The following is a 19,578-nucleotide window of genomic DNA, read 5'->3' as shown; positions in this document are numbered from 1 at the left end:
TCATTCGCCTCCACGTGGAGGCTGGTGGGGAGCGCCTCCTGCGTTGTGGAAGACTCGACGTACCTTTCGTACGCCTTCTTTTTCCACGCCTTGGAGTCGCACGCATCATTCGCCTCCATGTGGAGGCTGGTGGGGAGCGCCTCCTGCGTTGTGGAAAACTCGACGTACCTTTCGTACGCCTTCGTCTTGTGAGCCTTGCGGCCGCACGCATCATTCGCCTCCAGGTGGAGGCGGGGAGTGAGATGGAGCGTCCGCTGCGTTGCTCAAGACTCGACGTCCGCTGCGCGCGGCTAGCAGATACACGAGTAAGGAACGATCATGACAATGCTTGAAGTGAAGAATCTCAATACCGGATACGGCAAAGTGACCGTCATCAACGACATCTCATTCGACGTGGACGCCGGCCAATGGATCAGCATCGTCGGCAACAACGGCGCCGGCAAGACCACACTGCTCAAGGCGATCCTCGGACTGCTGCCCGCCACCGCCGGCACGATCACCTTCGACGGAACCGACATCACCAAAGCCGCGCCAAACCGACGAATCCGCGCCGGCATGGCATTCGTGCCCCAAGGCCAGCAGTCATTCGGCCAGATGACCGTCGAAGAAAACCTGCACGTAGTCGCCGACCAGTACGGCTCCGAAGCGCAATCCCGCTACGACGACGCCGTCGCCGCATTCCCCGTACTCAAGGAATTCGCCACGCGGCGCGCAGGACTGCTCTCCGGCGGCCAGCGCCAGCAGCTGTCGATCGCACGCGCGTTGATCACCCGCCCCAAACTCATGATCCTCGACGAACCCACCGAAGGCATCCAGCCGAACATCGTCGCCGACATCCAACGCTCCATCCGGCAGATGAGTGAAGAGCGCGGCATCGGCGTGATCCTCGTCGAACAGAAGGTCCAATTCGCCGTGGAACGCGCCGACCTATACTACGTGCTCGCATCAGGACGATTCATCGCAGCCGGCGAAGGCGGACCGGGCGCCGTCGCCGAAGCCAAGGAATCCATGCGCGTGTGACGCACGCCGCCGCGGTGTTGCGCTGCGCACGCCGCCGCGGCGTTGCATTGCGCGGCGCTGCACGCGATACGTGGCATTGCGATACGCGACGCTGCATGACGCGACGCGCGCCGCGCCAGGAAACGTGGCGTTGTCATGACCGCCATACAATAGCGCCGATTGCAATCGGCAAGGCCGGCATGGCCGGCAACGAGCGGGATGGGGGCCTGATGAGACTTACTCCACGGGAGACCGACAAACTCATGCTGTACTTGGCGGGACAGCTCGCCAAGGATCGCAAATCGCGCGGCGTGAAGCTCAATTACGTCGAGGCGATCGCACTGATCACCTCCGAATGCGTGGAACGCGCGCGCGAAGGCGCGACCGTCGCCGAACTCATGGCATACGGGCGCACGCTGCTCAAACCGGACGACGTGATGGACGGCGTCGCCGAAATGCTCGAAGTCGTCGAAGTCGAAGCCACGTTCCCCGACGGCACCAAACTCGTGTCGATCCACAATCCGATCGAAACCACGGAAAAGCTCGTGCCGGGCGAATACCTGCCTGCAGACGGCGATCTGACGATCAACGAAGGCACCGACGCCATCGAACTCGACGTCGTCAACACAGCAGACCGCCCGATCCAGATCGGCTCCCACTTCCATTTCTTTGAAGTCAACAAATACCTCAAATTCGACCGCAAAGCCGCATACGGCAAGCGCCTCGACATCGCAGCCGGCACCGCAGTGCGATTCGAGCCGGGCGAAGCGCATCGCGTGCGGCTCATCGACATCGGCGGCACGCGCGAAATCCACGGATTCAGCCAACTGGTCGAAGGTCGGCTCGACGATCCACAGGTACGCGAAGCCGCGTTCACCAAGGCACACGAACAGGGATTCCTGGGAATCTGAAAACGGCACGACGATAGGAACGGCATCATGAGCAAGACCATTACACGCAGAGACTATGCGGGCATGTTCGGGCCGACCACCGGCGATCGCGTCCGGCTCGGCGACACGAACCTCATCATCGAAGTCGAAAAGGACTACACGCACTACGGCGACGAGCTCAAGTTCGGCGGCGGCAAATCATTCCGCAACGGCATGGGCCAAAGCTCCGTGCAGCTCGACGCCGAATCGCCGGACACCGTCATCACCAACGCGCTCATCGTCGACTGGACCGGCATCTACAAAGCCGACATCGGCATCAAAAACGGCAGGATCAGCGCGATCGGCAAGGCCGGCAACCCGCAGACCATGAACGGCGTGACGCCCGGTCTTGCAGTCGGAGCCGGCACCGAGGCGATCGCCGGCGAAGGCCTGATCGTCACCGCGGGCGGCCTCGACACGCACATCCACTTCATCTCCCCGCAGCAGGTGCGTACCGCGCTCGCCGGCGGCGTCACCACGATGGTCGGCGGCGGCACCGGCCCGGCGGACGGCACCAACGCGACCACCTGCAATCCGGGCGCATTCCACCTGACCCGCATGATCGAGGCGGCCGAAGCGCTGCCGGTCAACATCGCCTACCTCGGCAAGGGCAATGATTCCAGCCCCGAGCCGCTGCGCGAACAGATCCGCGCCGGCGCGGCCGGACTCAAGATCCACGAGGATTGGGGTGCGACGCCGGCCGTGATCGACACCGCCCTGACCGTCGCCGACGAAACCGACACGCAGATCGCCATCCACACCGACACGCTCAACGAAGGCGGCTGCGTGGAGGACACGATCGCCGCGTTCAAAGGCCGCACGATCCACACGTACCATACCGAAGGCGCGGGCGGCGGCCACGCGCCCGACATCATCCGCGTCGCCGGCTTCCCGAACGTGCTGCCCAGCTCCACGAACCCGACGATGCCGTTCACGCGCAATACGATCGACGAGCATCTCGACATGATGATGGTGTGCCATCATCTCGACCGCAATGTGCCGGAGGACATCTCGTTCGCCGACTCGCGCATCCGCCCCGAAACGATCGGCGCGGAGGACGTATTGCACGACCTCGGCATCATCGCGATGATGAGCTCCGACTCGCAGGCGATGGGCCGCGTGGGCGAAGTCATCACGCGCACGATCCAGACCGCCGACAAGATGAAGCGGCAGCGCGGACCGCTGCCCGAGGACGCGCACGACGACAATCGCAACGACAACTATCGCGTCAAGCGCTACGTGTCCAAATTCACGATCAACCCGGCCATCACGCACGGCATCGCCGACTACGTCGGCTCGGTGGAGGTCGGCAAAATGGCCGATCTGGTGCTCTGGCAGCCGGCCATGTTCGGCGCGAAGCCGGAGATGGTGATCAAAGGCGGGTCGATCGCGTACGCGCGCATGGGCGACGCGAACGCCTCCATTCCCACGCCCGAACCGGTGTACTACCGTGACATGTTCGGCGCGTTGGGACGCGCATTGGGGTCGAGCTGCGCCACGTTCGTCTCCCAGCTCGCCTACGACGACGGCATCAAGGAGCGGCTCGGACTGCATCGGCAGGTGCTGCCCGTGCACGGATGCAGGACGGTCGGCAAGAAGGACCTCAAGTTCAACGATGTGCTCGCCGACATCCAAGTCAATCCCGAAACCTTCCAGGTGACGGTCGACGGCGAGCTGGTCCACAGCGAACCCGCATACGAGCTGCCGCTGACACAGCGCTACTTCCTGTTCTGAGCGGCTCTGAGCGGCTGAATGGCTGAGCTTCTGAGCGGCTGAGCGGCTGAAAACGTCGCGCGCGCCGGCTCACATCGCGAAGGGCTCGTAGTAGATGTCCGTTGATGCGACGCCGTGCTTGGCGAGGATCTCGCGCACCGCGTCCATCATCGGCATCGGGCCGGCGATCAGGTAGATCGCGCCCGGACGGATCATCGGCGCGATCAGCGCTTCGTCCGCGCGGCCGGTCAGCAGCCGCACGCGCGTGTTCGGCGACGAAGCGCCGAAACGCTGCAGCTCGTCGCGGTAGATGAAATCACGTTCCGATCGCGCGGTGTACAGGAAATCGACGATGCGCGTGGCGGAGGCGGGTGCAGTGCCCGTAGCGCCCGCGTACGCAGTGAGCACGCCGATCAGCGGGGTGACGCCGATGCCGCCGGCGATCAGCACCAGCGGAGTGAGGGATTGGGACGACTGCGCGTCATGCTCCCTGATGAACTCGGCGTAACGACCGTACGGCGGCACGACGCGCACGCGCTCGCCCGGCTTGAGCGAGGCGATCTTCGCGGTGAAGTCGCCGTCCGCACGGATCGCGAACGACATGACCGGGGCCTGGCGAGGCGTTTCCTGGCCGTTGCCCGTATGCGAGTTGGTCAGCGAGAACGGGTGCAGTTCGTGCATCCCGCGTACACCGGGGAATGCGATGAACGCGAAATCGCCCGGATTCCACCGAATCGAGGCGCGTGTCCGGGATGCGTCGCGACCGGAATCCTCGATCGACACACGCAATTCGGTCACGCGCGGCGCGATCTGGCGAACCGACGCCACGCGTCCGCGCAGCGTGAATGCGCGACGACTCACCGAACTCCACACGTAGTACGCGAACACCGCGATCGTCGCCGCGTCAAGGAGGAACAGGAACGGGCGGTTCGACGCGATGTAGTCGATCACATGCACGTGGATGACGATCAGTGCGATCGCCACCAGATTGAGCCGGTGCAGCCACACGCTCATCTCGTGACGGAACAGCCGCTCCAGCGCGCGCTTGACCGTGGCGAGCCATGCGACGCGCGACGTCAGCCACCCGGCCATGAACACCAGCGACCACACCGCGACCGCGATGAACAGATACAGTCCCGTATGGCCGGTCAGACTGATCAGCTCGCCCGCGCCCGGCAGCAGCGACTGGTGCACGAACGCGAGGATGATCGCCAGAATCGCCAGCACGCCGTGGATCATGTACATGTGCGGCAGTCCGACCGTGCGGTCCACCCAACGCGGACGGCACGCGAGATATACGGCCGCCAGCATCCACGTGTACGCGACGACGCCGAGCTGGGCGCCGAACAGCGTATCGGCGTACAACGCGGGATAGCCCGCGGCCAGCGTCGCGAGGAACGGCAGCGGCACGATGAACAGCACCGTGGCCCATGCGAGGGCGATATGCGAGGTGAGGAATTTCATGATCGGTCCTTGAGATGGTTGAGTTCGTTGAGATCGTTGATATTCATGTCGTTGGCGTCGGGGTCGGTTGCGGGCGCGATCTCGGCGACCGTTCCGTCCTCGCGTACGAGCACCGCCGAAAGCGTCGCGCGGGAGACGCTATTGCGGGCGATCATCGCTCGGAAGTCGCGCTCGCCGGCGCTGATCGCAGCCGTCGCCCACATGTCCGCGAACGTGAGATGATCGTCGACGACGGTGGCCTGCGCGAGATCGTGCGTGCGCCGCGTGATATGCTCCCCGCGCGCGGCCGTACCCGACGTGGCGATGCCGCCGTTGCGCAGAGTGACCGTGCGCAGGGTGGCCGTCGCGTCGAACGGGTCGGCGACGCCGATGCGCCATGCGAAATCGCTGTCGGCGCGCACACGGGTCTGGATATCGCCGCCTCCGCCGATCGCCGCGGCCTCGCATCGGCCAGCGTCGAGCAGCGGCTTCAGAAAGCGTCGGTGCGCCTCCTCCACGGCCCATCCCTTGACGATGCCGGTCGGATCGTAGGCGCCCGCGTGCATCGGATCGAAATATCCGTCGGTCAGAGCCTTGGCCTGCTGGGCGAGGGCGTAGATCTCGGCGAACGCGGTGGCGGATCGCCCGTCGAGCGGACCGGGATGCATCAGTGCCGACCAATCGCCGCGCCGCGCCGCCGCGACCTGCGAATCGTTGCGGAACGGAGAGAACGTCGACTCGACGTCGGCGAGGAATGCGGCGATGCGCGGGGTGACGTCGTCGAGAAGCGTGTCGATTTGCTCCACGGCGGAGGTCTGCTCGCCGACGAGCTGGATGGTGAACGGGATGGTCATCGCATGGATGACGCGCGCCCTGATGGTGGTGGTCGTGGTCGGCATCGTCGTCATTTGGCGGCGTTGAGCGACTGGTTGATGGCGTCCTGCAGCGAGTTGACGAACGCCGTGGAGGTTTCGGTCGCGCCCGAAACGAACTGGATCTCGGCGCTTTGCGCGCTGATCGCCCGATCCGTCAATTCGGGGATCGCCTGCGCGTTCACCGACTGCGAGCGGCCGTGGGTCGGCATCTTGATCGTCGCGATATCGGTGATCCTGCCGCCCTTGACGGTGACCTGCAGCTGGATCTCACCGTACGCGTTCGGCGACGCGACGGATGTGTACGTGCCGTCCTGAAGCTCGCCGGAGGATGCGGATGACGACGAGTCGTCGGAGCCGGACGAGCCGTCGGAGCCGGCTGACGATCCGGAGCCCGAGGAGCCGTTCCCCGACGAAGCCGTGCCGCTGCCGGATTGGGATAGCGCGCTGGAGGCCCCTTGCTGGGCCAGATGCGGCTTGACGAACAGCAGGAACGCATCGGCCACGATGGCCAGTCCCGCGACTGCGGCGATGGCCGCTTTCGTGATGGTTGCTTTCATGATGATCCCCTTCATGCATGTGAGCATACATGTGATGAAACGCCTTGTCGGGCATGCCGAATACGTCATGGCGAAGCCCGTGGCACGCGTGCCGCATGGTGCTGCGTGAGCCCCTGCCGCGTTTTGCCAATGTCACGATACCTATCACGATCTGGAGGGAGAATAGGGGAAATCTGAAAGCGGGCTGAAAAACACTATGATTGTGACATATCTCTCATCGAGGTATTGCCGGCGATCGTCGCCTCTCAGCCACCATGTCGGCGACATCGCGAATGAAGTCGAATGCGTCGTCGCCGCGCCCGGTGAGCAGACGCACGCATACGCCGTTCACCGCGCGGCTGACGCCCAGTTCGCCTACCAGGCCGATCGCATTCGCATGCGAACGGATGCGGTCGATCAGCGCATCCTCAGCCGCAATCCGCGCCGCCTCGGCGTTGGCGCTGTTGCCATCCGCGTTGCCGGCGCTGCCATCCGCGCCGCTCTGCGCCGACGCCGGCAGATGCGCGTAGAGCACGCCGCAATGGGTGAACTCGCGCCACATGCCGATGCCGGTGTAGTCGAACGCATCCGGTTCGAGCAGCATCCGGTCCGCGAATGCCAGTCGATCATCCACGAACACGCGCATACGATTCGTGAAGCGGCGCATCGCCCACCGCTCATCCATGCCGACGCGACCGCACGTCACCACGTCGGCGTACACGAACGTTGATTCGGATGAGATATGCGCGGTCGTCAGATTTTCGAATGTGCTGCCACGGAACGGAATCACCGGAAACGGCAGAAACACGGCCTTCGCGTCGCCTCGCGCGGTCAGCTCGATCGTGCGCGACGCCGACCCGTCGGCCGTGTCCAGCACCTTCTCGTAGCTTTGCGTCCGAATCGTCGAATCGGTGCCCGGTCCGAAATCGATCTCGATATGCGCCTCATCGCCCTTGAGAAACCCAGGCGAGGCGAGCATCACGATGAAATCGGAATGGCGGCCGTTCGTGAACGGCGTCATCAGCTTGAACGGCGCCTCGAAATACACGTCGTCGATCTTCGTGCGGCCGTGGCGGAACGCGGTGGCCAAGCGGAAAGTGCTGCTGCTCATAGGAAGAATCCTTACGTTGCTCGAATCGCTCGAATCGAATCGCCTGAATCACACGCCTTCGAACAGCACGTTCTTCTTGATCCATGCGATCACGTCGTCGACACCCGCGCCGCCCATCAGGTCGGTGAAGATGTACGGGCGGCCGTTGCGCATGCGCTCCGAATCGCGCGCCATCACGTCGAGATTGGCGTGGACGAGTGGGGCAAGATCGGTTTTGTTGATGACCAGCAGGTCGGAGCGTGTGACGCCCGGGCCGCCCTTGCGAGGAATCTTGTCGCCCTCGTCGGTCGCGATCACATAGATCGTCGCATCCGCCAGATCCGGGCTGAACGTCGCCGACAGGTTGTCGCCGCCCGATTCGACGAACATGATCTGCACGTCCGGATGCGTGCGGGCCATCTCCTCGCACGCCTCGAGGTTCATCGAGCAGTCCTCGCGAATCGCGGTGTGCGGGCAGCCGCCGGTTTCGACGCCGACTATGCGGTCGGGAGCCAGACGGCTGTGCTCGATCAGGAACTCGGCATCCTCCTTCGTGTAGATGTCGTTCGTGACGACGCAGATGCTGTATTCGTCGGCCATCTTGCGGGTGAGACGCTCGATGAGGGCGGTCTTGCCGGACCCGACCGGGCCGGCGACGCCGATGCGTACGTATGGCATTGGTTTCTCCTTTGGTGATTTCAGCTCATGTAGAGGCGGGAGTAGAGGGTTTCGTGCTGCATGGCGGCTATGTCGAGATAGGCGCCGGATATGCCGAGATCCTCGGGTTTGAGGGTCAGGGCGATGTCGACGGCACGGATGAGTCGCGGGAACGAGTCGTGCAGGGCGACCTGGCCGACGTACTGGCTCAGCGGAATCGCCTTCGCCGCGCACATCGTCAGCGCGCTGATCAGCGAATAGCCGTAGGTGACCGCGGCCTCCCGCACACTGACTGCATGGTCGGCCGCGTACAGGCCCATCGCGATCGCGTGGATGCCGCGGCATCGGCCATCCTTGATGAGCGCCGCGTACAGGTCGAGTTTCGGCGATCCGTACAGGGCATCGGCCGTGCCCTCCAGACGGTGGCGTTCGGTGGCGTGCTCATGCACGGCGATGATCTCGTCATCGCGCGCGACGGCAGTTTCGCGGGTTTCGCTGGTTTCGCGCGCATCGCGCGTCTCACGGGTCGCGTCCATCTGGTGGACGAGCTTGATCAGTCGCGTGCACATGCGCTCGCTGCCCTCGCGGATCTCACGCGCCGACTGCAGGGCCGATGCAAGCTCGTCAAGTGCGACGATCTTGCGTTCCAGCCCGGCCTTCGATAGGCGCCCGTCGGTGCCGTACTTGCCGGCCAGCACCATCTGCCCGATCTCCTTGTAGGCGGCGACGGCCAGATAATCGCGCATGTACTGCTCGAAATCGGCGCCGCGACGCAGAAAATCGCGCTGCACGAACGTCTCCATGCCGTTGGACAGCGCGAACGCGCCCACCGGGAACACGCTGTCGCACACCTGCAGCATGGCGAGGTGGCGGGCCTGCGCGTCGTTGAGCGCCGCGATGTCGGCGTTTTTCATGGTCATCGATGGTGCCTCGGATCGGAAGATCGGAATGGAAGGTGCGGAAGGGACAGGTGGGCGGCCGGAACCGGCTGTTGACGCGGCTCAGTGCGTGTGCCAGGTGCGGCCGCCGTCGTGGCTGTGCGAGCCGTCCGGCCGATGCAGCACGCCGTTGAGCTCGTATTCGCCGGGCTTCTGCTGGTACGGATGATCCTCGTCCGCGCCGGATTCCTCGACGACATGATGATGGTGGTGTTCCGTTTCATGCGCGTGCACGTCCAGATGCCCGGCCTGCTCCTCGCCGGCGAATGCGGCATCCGCCGCGGCCTCCTGCTCCTCCTCGGCCACGTCGCCCGTGGTCTTGTTGGTGCCGGGGATGATCGTGCCGGTGCCCGCGTGCGCCTTGACGATCAGGAATCCGTCGAATCCGCCTTCGATGATGTGCGGTTCGTAGCCGATCTTCTTCGTGTATTCCATCGTCGGATGGTCGTACGGCACGAGCACGCGGTCGTTTTCGACCTTGAGGCTCAGGTGACGGTTGCCCAGCTCGAAGCACAGGCGGCCCATCTCCTTCATCGAGTTCACGGGGATCTCGATGAGCTGCGCGGTGCGGATGCGCGCGAAATAGCGCTTGTCGGCGGTCTCTGCGAGCACGTCGCCGTCCTTGATGGTGCGCCCGACCATCACGCCGATCTCGGTGCCGTCCTCGGCTACCTTCATCATGCGTTTCTTGTCCGTCTCGAACCAGTCGAAGGCGACCGGCACCTCGAGTTTGCCGTCGTCGTAGTGCTGGCTGATGATGTTGCCGGTGATCTCCTTGGCGATCATTCATCCTCCTTGCTTGGGTGGTATGTCCGGGTGGCAGTGCTCGGGTGACATGGCATCCGTCCGATAGTTGGACATCAGCATAGGCGGACGATTGCACTCGTTTGTAACGGGCAGATGGCGGATTGTTCGGAAAATGTATGCGGAAACGCTGGCGAAACGATGCTCTTCAGCTCTTTGCCGGCATTCCCCATTCGGCGTGTTTCCAATGATTGCAAGCAATTCCACGTAGTTGTTTCCGTGGTGAATCAAGTATGTGATATTACGTTGCCATCGACGCGCAGTCGGTGGGTTGTCGGGTGGCGCTTGTGTTCACTGCTATTGCCCACTGGCTTTGTCCATGATGTGGACGAAAGAGAGGCTGACATGTTGGTTGAATCGCAATCCGTCACGCTGGCGATGCACATCCCAGACAACTTCGTCTCGCCGTCCACTGGCGCGGTGTTCTGGGCGGTCATGATCCCGATCTGGGTGCTGTGCTTCCGTTCGGTGATCCGCAACAGCACCCCGGAGAAGATGGCGTATCTCGGGGCGGGTGCCGCGTTCTCGTTCCTCATCATGATGTTCAACGTGCCGACCCCCGGCGGTACCACCGCGCACGGCGTCGGCGGCGCGCTGATCGCTCTTCTGCTCGGACCGCAGTACGCGACGGTTGCCGTGTCGGTCGCACTGCTGCTGCAGGCGCTGCTCTTCGGCGACGGCGGCCTGATCACGCTGGGTGCCAACTGCTTCAACATGGCGTTCGTCCTGCCGTTCGTCGCCTACGGGCTGTATGTCGGACTGCGCAAGGTCCTTCCCGACGGCTGGAAGGAGCGCGCGGCCGAGTTCGTCGCCGGATACGTCGGCATCACGCTCGCCGCGTTCTGCGTCGCGCTCGAGCTCGGCGTGCAGCCGCTGCTGTTCCGCGACGCCGCCGGTCAGGCGCTCTACTTCCCGTTCTCGTTTGCCGTGACGATTCCGGCGATGCTGATTCCGCATCTCGCGGTCGCGGGCGTGGTCGAAGGTCTGGTGACGGTGGTCGTCGTCGAGTTCGTGCGTCGCACCGCTCCGGAGATCATCGAGGCCAACGTGCGCGCGGCGACATCCGCCGGAACCGTGTCTTCCACCTATTCCGGCCTGCATCGCTCCGCGCGGATCGCGCTCGGCGTGGTCGCGCTGCTCTCCCCGCTGGGACTGATCGCCACCGGCGACGCGTGGGGCGAGTGGGGTGCCGAGGACTTCATGGCGGCCACCGGACTGAATTACGTGCCGCAGTACATCGCGCATGGTTTCACGTGGAACGCCCTGCTGCCCGACTATTCGCTCGCCGGTCTACCCGACATCGCCGGCTACATCCTGTCCGCCGTGATCGGCATCGCCGTCATGGTGATCATCTTCCGTCTGCTCGCGCTCGCGGCGCGTGACCGCAAGACGGTCGGGGCGAAGGCGTGAACGTCTGATGGTGTCCCTTCCCGCGTGGCTGGGCGAGTCGGAGCGCTACGAGCCGATCGGCGACCGATCGTCGTTCATCGAACGCAACCTCGCACATCTCGGCGGGGTGCTCGAGCAGGTCGGCGCCCCGCTGCCGATCACGCGCAGCCCGGTCGATCGCGCCCTGTGCGCGGTTTCGCCCGCTCTGCGCATCATCGGAGTCCCCGCCGCGATCGTGTGCGTCAACGCGACGCGCAACATGCTGTTCGCCTACGTGATGCTCGCCGTCGTGCTCGTCATGCTGGCGATGCGCCCGGCGCGCATGATCGTCGCGATCGTCAAACCCGCGCTCGCGGTGTGCGTGCTGAGCTTCATCCTGTCCGCGCCGAGCGTGCTCATCGGCCAGTACAGCGCGCCCGTGCGGCTCGTCGTCAAGGCGTTCGTCGCCGTGTCGCTGGTGATCGCGCTCGCCCGCACGGTGCCGTGGAATCGCCTGATCGCCGGACTCAAAGGCATCGGCTGCCCTGATTCGGTGATCTACGTGTGCGATGTGACCGTGCAGTTCATCGACATCCTCGGCCGATCGATGGTCTCGCTGCTCGACGCGCTCAGACTGCGCAGCGTCGGACGCGATTCGCGCAAGCTCATGTCAGCCGGGCGCGTGATGGGCGCGCTGTTCCTACGCGCCAACACACAGGCGAAGCAGATGGCCGAAGCGATGATCTGCCGTGGATTCGACGGGCAATATCGCGTGCGTCGCGAACCGCTCGCCACCATACCCAATGCGGTCTATGTGATCGTCATCATCGCGATGATCGCGTTCGCCATCTACTGTGGATAGGCATGCGTAACCGGCCAGTATTCCGAGTATGCGGCCCCCTCAGACGAGGGGGCTGTCAGCGAAGCTGACTGGGGGAGTGAACGGGGTGGAAGTAGTGTAAACGCGGAACACCGAATTGGAGGAATGATGTTTGACGGGGATCCGTTGATTGAGCTGTCGCATATCGGCTTCGCGTACCGCGACGCCGGCGCGGGCGACGTCGCCGCGGGCGATGCCGACGACTACGCCGCCAACCGCGCCGTCCTCGCCGACTTCAGCCTGACGGTCAACCGCGGCGAATGTGTGGCGCTGCTCGGCCCCAACGGCATCGGCAAGACCACGGTGATGCGCATCATCAACGCGCTCGAATTCCCCGACTCCGGCGCATACCGATTCGGCGGCACGCCGGTCACCCGCGAGCAAGTCGAATCAAAGAACAGTCTGTTCGCCAAAGCCCTCCACCAGCGCATCGGATTCGTATTCCAAAACTCCGACACCCAGCTGTTCTGCCCATCCGTCGAAGAGGAGATCGCGTTCGGTCCGACGCAGATGGGATTGCCGGATGAGCAGATCGTGCAACGAGTGAACGACATGATCGACCTGTTCGCACTCGCCGCGCTGCGAGAACGCGCCCCATACCGCCTCTCCGGCGGCGAGAAGAAACGCGTCGCCATCGCCAGTGTCATGTCGATGAACCCGGACCTGCTGGTGCTTGACGAACCTACCGATGGCCTCGACGAGCGCAACACCGCCGTGCTGGTGCGCGTACTGCGCGGATTCGTCGACATAGGCAAGACAGTGCTGTTCTCCACCCATCACCATGACATCGTCCATCAACTCGACGCCCGCATCATCCACATGGGGCAGTGAGCGTGAGCAATGCGCGCGGAGCAATGCGCATGGAACGATGAACGGCGCCCCGCTTCTGACTCGACAGCCCACTAGAATGGTGCTCAGCATACGGCAACGTCGCACCAGCATCGGCGACAGGCCGACGAGCGCAGTCGACGGAAGGGGCAGGTAGGAACAATGAAGATCAAAACCGTCAAGGATCGCAAAGCCGGATCGCAAACCCTGGTCATCACGACCACGAAAAACGAGACGCTCGACTACGCCTGCGCCCAGTGGCTCGCCGCCGTCTCCTCCCCATGCCTGCTGCCATTCAAATTCGAGCCGGAAGGCCAGGGCGGCACGTTCTACTACGACATCACCGGGTGCGTGACGCTCAAGTCCTTCCTCAAGACCAAGCTCGACGCCAACCAATACAATTCGCTGCTGGTATCCGTGACCGACGTCGCCGACGTATGCACCGCCAACAAATATCCGATCGACCGTGTGCTGTGGGACGAGAAGCAGATCTACGTGCAGCCCGCGACCGCCGCGCCCATGTATGTGCTGATGCCGATGGCCGGAGCGCAGATCCAGCAGTCTGGCCCCAACGGCATCATCGCGGCGCTCGCCGACCGCAGACACATCCGATTCGTCATGGATGAGGACGCGCATCTCGTCGATGCCGTGGACGACTACGCCCGTCGCAATCCAATATTCTCCTCGATCAACTACCGCACGTTCCTCGGCCAGCTGTTCGGCTACGTTTCAACCTCGCCGATGAGCCGACCGATCGACGACGGCACGCACACCGTGCTGCGGCCGAACACCATGCAGCGGGGAGCGGTCCTCGACCCGGTCGCGCTGCTCGCCGGGCAGCAGTCCAGTGCGCAGATCGCCAGCCAGCAGACCGTCGCTCAGCGGGTCATGGATGGGGTTCGACAGACGCCGGCGATGGGTGCTGCGGCGGCCTCTGCTGCGTTTGGCGCTTCCGGGGTGCCAGGCGCGCCCGGTGCCGTAGGCGCGGTGCCGAATGCGCCGACTGCGATGCCATTCCGGCCGCAGCCGTCCGGTCAGTCTGGCGTGCAGTCTGGCGTGCAGCCGAGTGCGCAGCCGATTGGGCAGACCGGTGCACAGTCGAATGGACAGCCGTTTGGGCAGCAGATTGGGCAGCCGGGTGGGCAGCCGGGCGGGCAGACGATTGCATGGGGCGGACAGCCGATTCAGGGGCAGGCTGCGCGCCCGGCTGGTCCTGCACAGCCGGTGTTGTCGCCGCAGCCGATGCGGCAGATGCCGAATACGCCGGTGAATCGGCCGGATGCTATGCCGATTGGGCAGATGCCTGCCGGCGCGGCTTCCGGGATTGCGCGCACTGACGCAGATGATATGGATGATGCGGATGGCGCGACGGTGATCGGCCGGCTGATCGCGCATAAGCAGGCCGCCCACGCTGCCGAGGGCGCCTCGCAAACCGCTGTCGGAACCGATGCCGAAACCGTTTTGGACACCAATGCCACAGTCGATGCCGCCGGTGCGATTGCCGCCTCTGCCGGCGATGCCGCAGCAGCTCCCGTCGCCGGAGAGTCGGTTGAGGCTGATCACGGCGATGATCCGGATGCCACACGTTTGGGCTCCATTAATACCGGCATTCCGGCCGCAGCCTCGGGTGCGATTCCCGCGAAGGATATACCGGTGAAGGCAACGGCTGGTGCGGAATATGGCGGCCAGAACGTGAATACTGACGCCGATGGCGATGGCGAAACCGTGCTTGGACAGATCGGGCATATCCGACCAACCGTGCCGAACGCAGCCGCTGTGCCAGAAGCTGCCGTTGCCGATGCATCCGCTGCCAACGTCGCCGCGGCCGCGGCATCGCTGATCGTGCCGGCCATCGACGCGGTATCCGAGGCCGCCGCGGCAGTTCCGGAAGCAGACGAGCACCCGTCGAGCATCGATGCAGCGCGCGAATCTACGGTTGCCGCCGCTGATGCGCAATCGGAGGCCGTGAGCGAATCCTTGACGAATGCTGCCGAGGTGGCGAGGGAAGCGGCCGAGCCGGTGCCGGACCGCAATGCTGCAGCAGGTAGCGGTTCCGCAGCGGATGGCGGTATGGCGTCGAAGTCGGATAACGAGCCGATTAACGAGCCGAATACAGAGCCACATAGCGGGGCAATGCCGATGAGCGCGCCGGTGCCGCACAACGAACCGGTAGCGAACAGCGTGTCGGCGGCGAACAGCGAGCCGGTAGCGAACAGCGAGTCGGAAAACGTCTCTGCGAACGAGGCCGTCGCAACGGCGGCGCCGTCAGCACAGCCCGCGCCAGCCGCCTCCGCTGCCTTGCCAAGCGTGTCCGCCGCCCCGGCGACGTTCCATGACGAACCGAGGCATAAGGCGACGATCACTCCGATCGCAACGCCAGCCGAACCGACCCGGCCCGCCGCCGAAATCCTCAACGAGGGCGCGCCGCAGCCGGCTGATGAGCAGGAGGAGGACGACGGTGCCACCAACCTGCTCGGTTCGGTCAACTACGTAGTGCGCCGGCTGCGCGACGGTCGCGCCATCAACGTGCGCAAGAGCATCGCGACGATCGGACGCTCCTCCAGCAGCGACATCCACATGGGCGGGAACACGAATGTGAGCCGCGTCCACGCGGTGATTCATGCGTTGCCGGGCAACCGTTTCTCGCTGATGGACTGCGCGTCGTTCAACGGCACGTATGTCGGCGACCACAAGCTGGACGCGAATGAGGTCGCCGAATTGCTGCCCGGGCAGCGGTTCCGGCTTGCCGACGACGACTTCGTCATCCAACTGATGCGGTAGGTGATGCGCGTGACGCGGTAAGTGATGGGCGGATGACGCGGTAAGCAGTGCGGTAAGCGGTGTGATAGCGGTTGCTCACGGCCGTATGCGTGCTGGAATCGTCCTTAACTGCGCGTGATTACGATGGCACCGCGCAGTTAAGGACGAAAACGGCCCCAAAATCGTCCTTAACTGCGCGCCCATGTCGTAATTACGCGCAGTTAAGGACGATTTTAGGGCCGTTCGTTGATGATTGCTTTGTCGCGTGGTTCGCGTCGCCGCAGCTAGCCGCGTCAGTTGCCGTTGACCGCGTTGGAATTGCTCTGCTGCACGATGGCGGCGAGGAAGTCGCGGTTGGTGGGCGCCTTCTTGAGGCGCGGCACGAGCGTCTGGTATGCCTGCTCGGGTTCCATGCCGCCGAGAAGGCGACGCAGACGGTAGATGATCGGCAGCTCGTCGGGCTTGGTGATGAGCTCTTCGCGGCGCGTACCGGAGGCGTTGATGTCGATCGCGGGGAACAGGCGCTTGTCGGCCAGCTCGCGCGACAGGCGCAGCTCCATGTTGCCGGTGCCCTTGAATTCCTCGAAGATCACCTCGTCCATCTTGGAACCGGTTTCGACCAGCGCCGACGAGATGATCGTCAGCGAGCCGCCGTTTTCGATGTTGCGGGCCGCGCCGAAGAACTTCTTCGGCGGGTACAGCGCCTGCGCGTCCACGCCGCCCGACAGGATGCGGCCGGATGCGGGTGCGGCGATGTTGTAGGCGCGAGCCAGTCGCGTCATCGAATCCAGCAGCACGACCACGTCCTGGCCGAGTTCCACGAGTCGCTTGGCGCGCTCGATAGCCAGTTCGGCGACCGTGGTGTGATCGGTGGCCGGGCGGTCGAACGTCGAGGAGATGACCTCGCCCTGCACGGTGCGCTCCATGTCGGTGACCTCTTCGGGGCGCTCATCCACCAACACGACCATCAGATGGACTTCCGGATTGTTGGTGGCGATGGAGTTCGCGATGTTCTGCAGGGTCATCGTCTTGCCGGCCTTCGGCGGGGAGACGATCAGACCACGCTGGCCCTTGCCGATGGGCGAGACGATGTCCATGATGCGGCCGGTGAGCTTGTTCGGCGTGGTCTCCTGCTTGAGCCGCTCCTGCGGGTACAGCGGGGTGAGCTTGGCGAACTGCGGGCGGTTGGCCGCATCCTCGACGCTCATGCCGTTGATCGAATCGATGGACTGCAGCGGCACGAACTTCTGCCGCTGGTTGCGGCGGTCGCCGTCGCGCGGCGGGCGAATCGTGCCGTGCACGGCATCGCCCTTGCGAAGCCCGTACTTCTTGACCTGCCCCATCGACACGTACACGTCGTTCGGCCCGGGCAGATAGCCGGAGGTGCGCACGAAGGCATACGATTCGAGCACGTCGACGATGCCGGCGACGGGCACGAGATCATCCTGCTGCTCGTCGCGGCGGGCGTCGCGGTCGCGCACGTCGCGCATAGGGCGTTCGGTTCGGTCGGTGCGCTCGGTGCGGTCAGCGTGGTCGTCGCGGTCGCGGTCGGCGCGCAGATCGTCGCGGCGGCTGTCATCGTTGTCGTAGTCGCGGTCCCGTCCGCGAAGGCGGCGAGGACGGCGCTCGGTGCGGTCTGCGCGATCGCTGCGGTCGCCGCGGTCTGCGCGGCTGCGTGCGCGGCGACTGAATTCGCGATCCTGCGTCTCGCCATCGCTGTTGGAATCGTCGGTGTCGGCATGCTGGTTCGGCAGCGCGGCGAGAATATCGTCGAGATCGCGCACTTCGCTGTCATCGCGCGTTTCCGCGGTGGCACGGCGACGGCGTCGGGGAAGTGGCTCGTCGTCGATCGGTTGGAATCCGCGATGGCGAGGACGGCGGTCTGCGCGGTCTGCGCGATCCGCACGCTCTGCTTGTGCGTCTTCGCCGTTGCGATCAGAATTCTGGGCGTTGTCGGTGCGGCCCGGCATCTGCGGAAGGTTGAGCTCGCTGAGCAGATCGCTGCCGTCGTCGGTGCGGCGGCGTTTGCGCAGCGGAACTCGCTCGGCGGTGCGATTCGCAGTGCGTCCCTGCTGCTGATCGGATTCCGCTGGCTTGACGGTGTGGAATCCGTCCTCGCCGCCAATGGTCACCGGGGACTGTGAAAAAGACTGTGAGGAAACCGGCGCGGATTGAGCGGCTTCAGTCGGCTTGCCGCCGGACGCGTTGGTGGAGTTGGCGGTGCCTGCGTTGGCGGAGGCCGAGTTTGCACCGGCTTGCGCATTCGCACTGCTGGCCTTGAGTGGACGCACGGTGACTCCTGCCGGTGCCTGGCCGCCAGATCGTGCCGCCTGCAAGGTGGCGAGCAGTTCCGGTTTGCGCATCGTCGATGTGCCGCGCAAGCCCATCTGCTTGGCGAGCTCTTTGAGCTCCGGCAGCTTCATATCCTCAAGATTCTGGCTGTTTGCCACTCGTATTACCTTTCCTTGAGCAGCCGGACGTATGCCGCGTCTGCACTAAGAATGATTTACGGCCATGCCGCTATCGAATGTCCGACGCACTCCATGCGCCACGAACTGTAGACACCTTACAACCGTTTCCGGACCAATGCAACTACCGCACCAGATCGGGCGCGGCGTGCCATCGCAAGGCATGGCGATGCGGCGGTTTGACGAAATGTCAGTATCGCGAAATGGCTGGATTTGGCATGATATGCGCCGAGCTTGATATGCACCGATATGCAAAAGCGGGCTGTTCGCGATCACAATGATTCAAATCAATGCAAATCGATTCGAGTCATGGCGATTGCAGACGGCCCGCTTACCGCGACCGAGGGGCCGCGATGCACGCGGCCTTCGCGGCAAGCCGCTCACCTCGCCTACGGGCAGCCCACAGGGCTGTCCGCTTAACGGCTCGGCACAGCTAACGCTCCGTCATTGATCGCGTTGCCTCACCGTGAGAAGTGAATAACGCGTGCGGTAGCAAGGCGCACCGAGGGAAGCGGTACGAAAGGGTACCGCGACCGAGGAGCCGCGATGCACGCGGCCTTCGCGGCAAGCCGCTCACCTCGCCTACGGGCAGCCCACAGGGCTGTCCGCTTAACGGCTCGGCACAGCTAACGCTCCGCCATTGTTTGCGTTGCCTCATCGTGAGAAGTGGATGACGTGTGCGGAGGCCGTCGCCTGAGACCGAAGGCGTACGGGTGGTACGTCGAGGTCGAAGGAAGACGGCATACGCTCCGTCATCCACTTCTCACTTCTCTTCGTGGTAGGACTTCTCGGTATTCACCGACCACACGTTCTTCTTTGAGACCACACCGTTTTTGATGTTGGTGACGGCTTCGATGGCGGTGGCCATGGAGTGGTCCTGATTGTTGTAGCGGTGCTGGCCGTTGCGGCCGACGCAGTAGAGGTTGCCGAAGGAGTCGAGGTAGTCGATGAGTTCGGGCATGTGGGAGTAGGTGTCGAAGTAGGCGGGGTAGGCTTTGGGGACGCGCTCGCGGTGGGCGTCGAGTACGTCCTGTGGGCCGTTGATGATGCGCATGCGGGTGAGTTCGGAGATGGCGAATTTCTTGGCTTCGGTGTCGGTCATGTTCCAGAAGTCGTCGCCTTCGGCGCAGAAGTATTCGAGGCCGATCCAGACGGTGTTGTCGACGTCTTTGACGAGGTAGGGGCTCCAGTTGTTGAAGATCTGGATGCGGCCGACCTTGTAGCCGGGGTCCTGCACGTAGATCCAGCAGTCCGGCACAATGGGCGGGTTCCCGAGGGTGGGGATGCTGG

Annotated in this window: 16 protein-coding genes and 1 pseudogene; 8 read left to right on the top strand and 9 right to left on the bottom strand. The window is 64.1% G+C overall.

Going from position 1 to position 19,578, the window contains the following annotated elements; translation table 11 throughout:
* The 4 genes from EHS19_RS11010 to ureC all read left to right on the top strand — a co-directional run.
* A partial coding sequence (locus EHS19_RS11010) for a hypothetical protein (RefSeq protein ID WP_206666312.1) occupies positions 1-192 on the top strand: 192 nt, incomplete at its 5' end.
* A 126-nt stretch (positions 193-318) separates the two neighbouring features.
* Entirely contained in the window at positions 319-1,020 is a 702-nt protein-coding gene (urtE, locus tag EHS19_RS03535; protein WP_241677054.1) for an urea ABC transporter ATP-binding subunit UrtE, read from the top strand.
* Between the two features lie 209 nt (positions 1,021-1,229).
* Entirely contained in the window at positions 1,230-1,910 is a 681-nt protein-coding gene (ureA, locus tag EHS19_RS11290) for an urease subunit gamma (protein WP_151916409.1), read from the top strand.
* Between the two features lie 27 nt (positions 1,911-1,937).
* Positions 1,938-3,662 carry an urease subunit alpha gene (gene ureC / locus EHS19_RS03525; protein ID WP_151916408.1) on the top strand — a complete coding sequence of 575 codons (1,725 nt, stop codon included), beginning with the start codon at positions 1,938-1,940 and terminating at the stop codon, positions 3,660-3,662.
* Between the two features lie 69 nt (positions 3,663-3,731).
* Here the strand turns inward: ureC and EHS19_RS03520 are convergent, their stop codons facing one another.
* From EHS19_RS03520 to EHS19_RS03490, 7 genes are all read right to left on the bottom strand, one after another.
* Positions 3,732-5,105 (bottom strand): ferric reductase-like transmembrane domain-containing protein, encoded by a 1,374-nt coding sequence (locus EHS19_RS03520; protein ID WP_151916407.1) that lies wholly within the window; start codon positions 5,103-5,105, stop codon positions 3,732-3,734.
* Complete coding sequence (locus EHS19_RS03515; RefSeq protein ID WP_175578276.1) at positions 5,102-5,983, bottom strand: FAD:protein FMN transferase; 882 nt, start codon at positions 5,981-5,983, stop codon at positions 5,102-5,104. The genes EHS19_RS03520 and EHS19_RS03515 overlap by 4 nt, the downstream gene beginning before the upstream one ends.
* 5 nt (positions 5,984-5,988) lie before the next feature.
* Positions 5,989-6,516 carry an FMN-binding protein gene (locus EHS19_RS03510; RefSeq protein WP_175578275.1) on the bottom strand — a complete coding sequence of 176 codons (528 nt, stop codon included), beginning with the start codon at positions 6,514-6,516 and terminating at the stop codon, positions 5,989-5,991.
* Positions 6,517-6,730: 214 nt separating this feature from the next.
* Complete coding sequence (locus EHS19_RS03505) at positions 6,731-7,606, bottom strand: urease accessory protein UreD (RefSeq protein ID WP_151916404.1); 876 nt, start codon at positions 7,604-7,606, stop codon at positions 6,731-6,733.
* A gap of 48 nt (positions 7,607-7,654) precedes the next feature.
* Positions 7,655-8,263: an urease accessory protein UreG gene (gene ureG / locus EHS19_RS03500; protein WP_151916403.1), complete on the bottom strand. Its 609-nt coding sequence runs from the start codon at positions 8,261-8,263 to the stop codon at positions 7,655-7,657.
* Between the two features lie 20 nt (positions 8,264-8,283).
* Positions 8,284-9,162 carry an urease accessory protein UreF gene (locus tag EHS19_RS03495; RefSeq protein WP_241677053.1) on the bottom strand — a complete coding sequence of 293 codons (879 nt, stop codon included), beginning with the start codon at positions 9,160-9,162 and terminating at the stop codon, positions 8,284-8,286.
* An 81-nt stretch (positions 9,163-9,243) separates the two neighbouring features.
* Positions 9,244-9,966, bottom strand: a complete 723-nt coding sequence (locus EHS19_RS03490; RefSeq protein WP_151916402.1) for an urease accessory protein UreE — start codon at positions 9,964-9,966, stop codon at positions 9,244-9,246.
* Between the two features lie 363 nt (positions 9,967-10,329).
* On the opposite strand from EHS19_RS03490, the gene cbiM reads away from it, so the two are divergent.
* The 4 genes from cbiM (at position 10,330) to EHS19_RS03470 (ending at position 15,841) form a co-directional block, all read left to right on the top strand.
* On the top strand, positions 10,330-11,394 hold the full coding sequence (cbiM, locus tag EHS19_RS03485; protein ID WP_206666311.1) for a cobalt transporter CbiM: 1,065 nt from the start codon (positions 10,330-10,332) through the stop codon (positions 11,392-11,394).
* Between the two features lie 7 nt (positions 11,395-11,401).
* On the top strand, positions 11,402-12,214 hold the full coding sequence (locus EHS19_RS03480) for an energy-coupling factor transporter transmembrane component T (protein ID WP_151916401.1): 813 nt from the start codon (positions 11,402-11,404) through the stop codon (positions 12,212-12,214).
* Between the two features lie 123 nt (positions 12,215-12,337).
* Complete coding sequence (locus EHS19_RS03475) at positions 12,338-13,063, top strand: energy-coupling factor ABC transporter ATP-binding protein (RefSeq protein WP_151916400.1); 726 nt, start codon at positions 12,338-12,340, stop codon at positions 13,061-13,063.
* A 159-nt stretch (positions 13,064-13,222) separates the two neighbouring features.
* A complete protein-coding gene (locus EHS19_RS03470) occupies positions 13,223-15,841 on the top strand; it encodes an FHA domain-containing protein (protein ID WP_151916399.1) in 2,619 nt (872 codons plus the stop codon).
* A 272-nt stretch (positions 15,842-16,113) separates the two neighbouring features.
* Here the strand turns inward: EHS19_RS03470 and rho are convergent, their stop codons facing one another.
* Together rho and EHS19_RS11285 are read right to left on the bottom strand one after the other, a co-directional pair.
* Complete coding sequence (gene rho, locus EHS19_RS03465) at positions 16,114-18,270, bottom strand: transcription termination factor Rho (RefSeq protein ID WP_151916398.1); 2,157 nt, start codon at positions 18,268-18,270, stop codon at positions 16,114-16,116.
* Positions 18,271-19,051: 781 nt separating this feature from the next.
* Positions 19,052-19,578, bottom strand: a pseudogene (locus tag EHS19_RS11285) (hypothetical protein); the annotation flags it as partial.

The sequence above is a fragment of the Bifidobacterium jacchi genome, from assembly GCF_009078285.1.
GTDB lineage: Bacteria > Actinomycetota > Actinomycetes > Actinomycetales > Bifidobacteriaceae > Bifidobacterium > Bifidobacterium jacchi.
The sequence above is the reverse complement of the archived record's forward strand: the minus strand, read 5'-3'. Positions and strand labels throughout refer to the sequence as shown.

Excerpts from the sequence above, each read along its gene's own strand:
- urtE (WP_241677054.1), top strand. The coding sequence starts at position 319 with ATGACAATGCTTGAAGTGAAGAATCTCAATACCGGATACGGCAAAGTG.
- ureA (WP_151916409.1), top strand. The coding sequence starts at position 1,230 with ATGAGACTTACTCCACGGGAGACCGACAAACTCATGCTGTACTTGGCG.
- ureC (WP_151916408.1), top strand. The coding sequence starts at position 1,938 with ATGAGCAAGACCATTACACGCAGAGACTATGCGGGCATGTTCGGGCCG.
- EHS19_RS03520 (WP_151916407.1), bottom strand. The coding sequence starts at position 5,105 with ATGAAATTCCTCACCTCGCATATCGCCCTCGCATGGGCCACGGTGCTG.
- EHS19_RS03515 (WP_175578276.1), bottom strand. The coding sequence starts at position 5,983 with ATGCCGACCACGACCACCACCATCAGGGCGCGCGTCATCCATGCGATG.
- EHS19_RS03510 (WP_175578275.1), bottom strand. The coding sequence starts at position 6,516 with ATGAAAGCAACCATCACGAAAGCGGCCATCGCCGCAGTCGCGGGACTG.
- EHS19_RS03505 (WP_151916404.1), bottom strand. The coding sequence starts at position 7,606 with ATGAGCAGCAGCACTTTCCGCTTGGCCACCGCGTTCCGCCACGGCCGC.
- ureG (WP_151916403.1), bottom strand. The coding sequence starts at position 8,263 with ATGCCATACGTACGCATCGGCGTCGCCGGCCCGGTCGGGTCCGGCAAG.
- EHS19_RS03495 (WP_241677053.1), bottom strand. The coding sequence starts at position 9,162 with ATGACCATGAAAAACGCCGACATCGCGGCGCTCAACGACGCGCAGGCC.
- EHS19_RS03490 (WP_151916402.1), bottom strand. The coding sequence starts at position 9,966 with ATGATCGCCAAGGAGATCACCGGCAACATCATCAGCCAGCACTACGAC.
- cbiM (WP_206666311.1), top strand. The coding sequence starts at position 10,330 with ATGTTGGTTGAATCGCAATCCGTCACGCTGGCGATGCACATCCCAGAC.
- EHS19_RS03480 (WP_151916401.1), top strand. The coding sequence starts at position 11,402 with ATGGTGTCCCTTCCCGCGTGGCTGGGCGAGTCGGAGCGCTACGAGCCG.
- EHS19_RS03475 (WP_151916400.1), top strand. The coding sequence starts at position 12,338 with ATGATGTTTGACGGGGATCCGTTGATTGAGCTGTCGCATATCGGCTTC.
- EHS19_RS03470 (WP_151916399.1), top strand. The coding sequence starts at position 13,223 with ATGAAGATCAAAACCGTCAAGGATCGCAAAGCCGGATCGCAAACCCTG.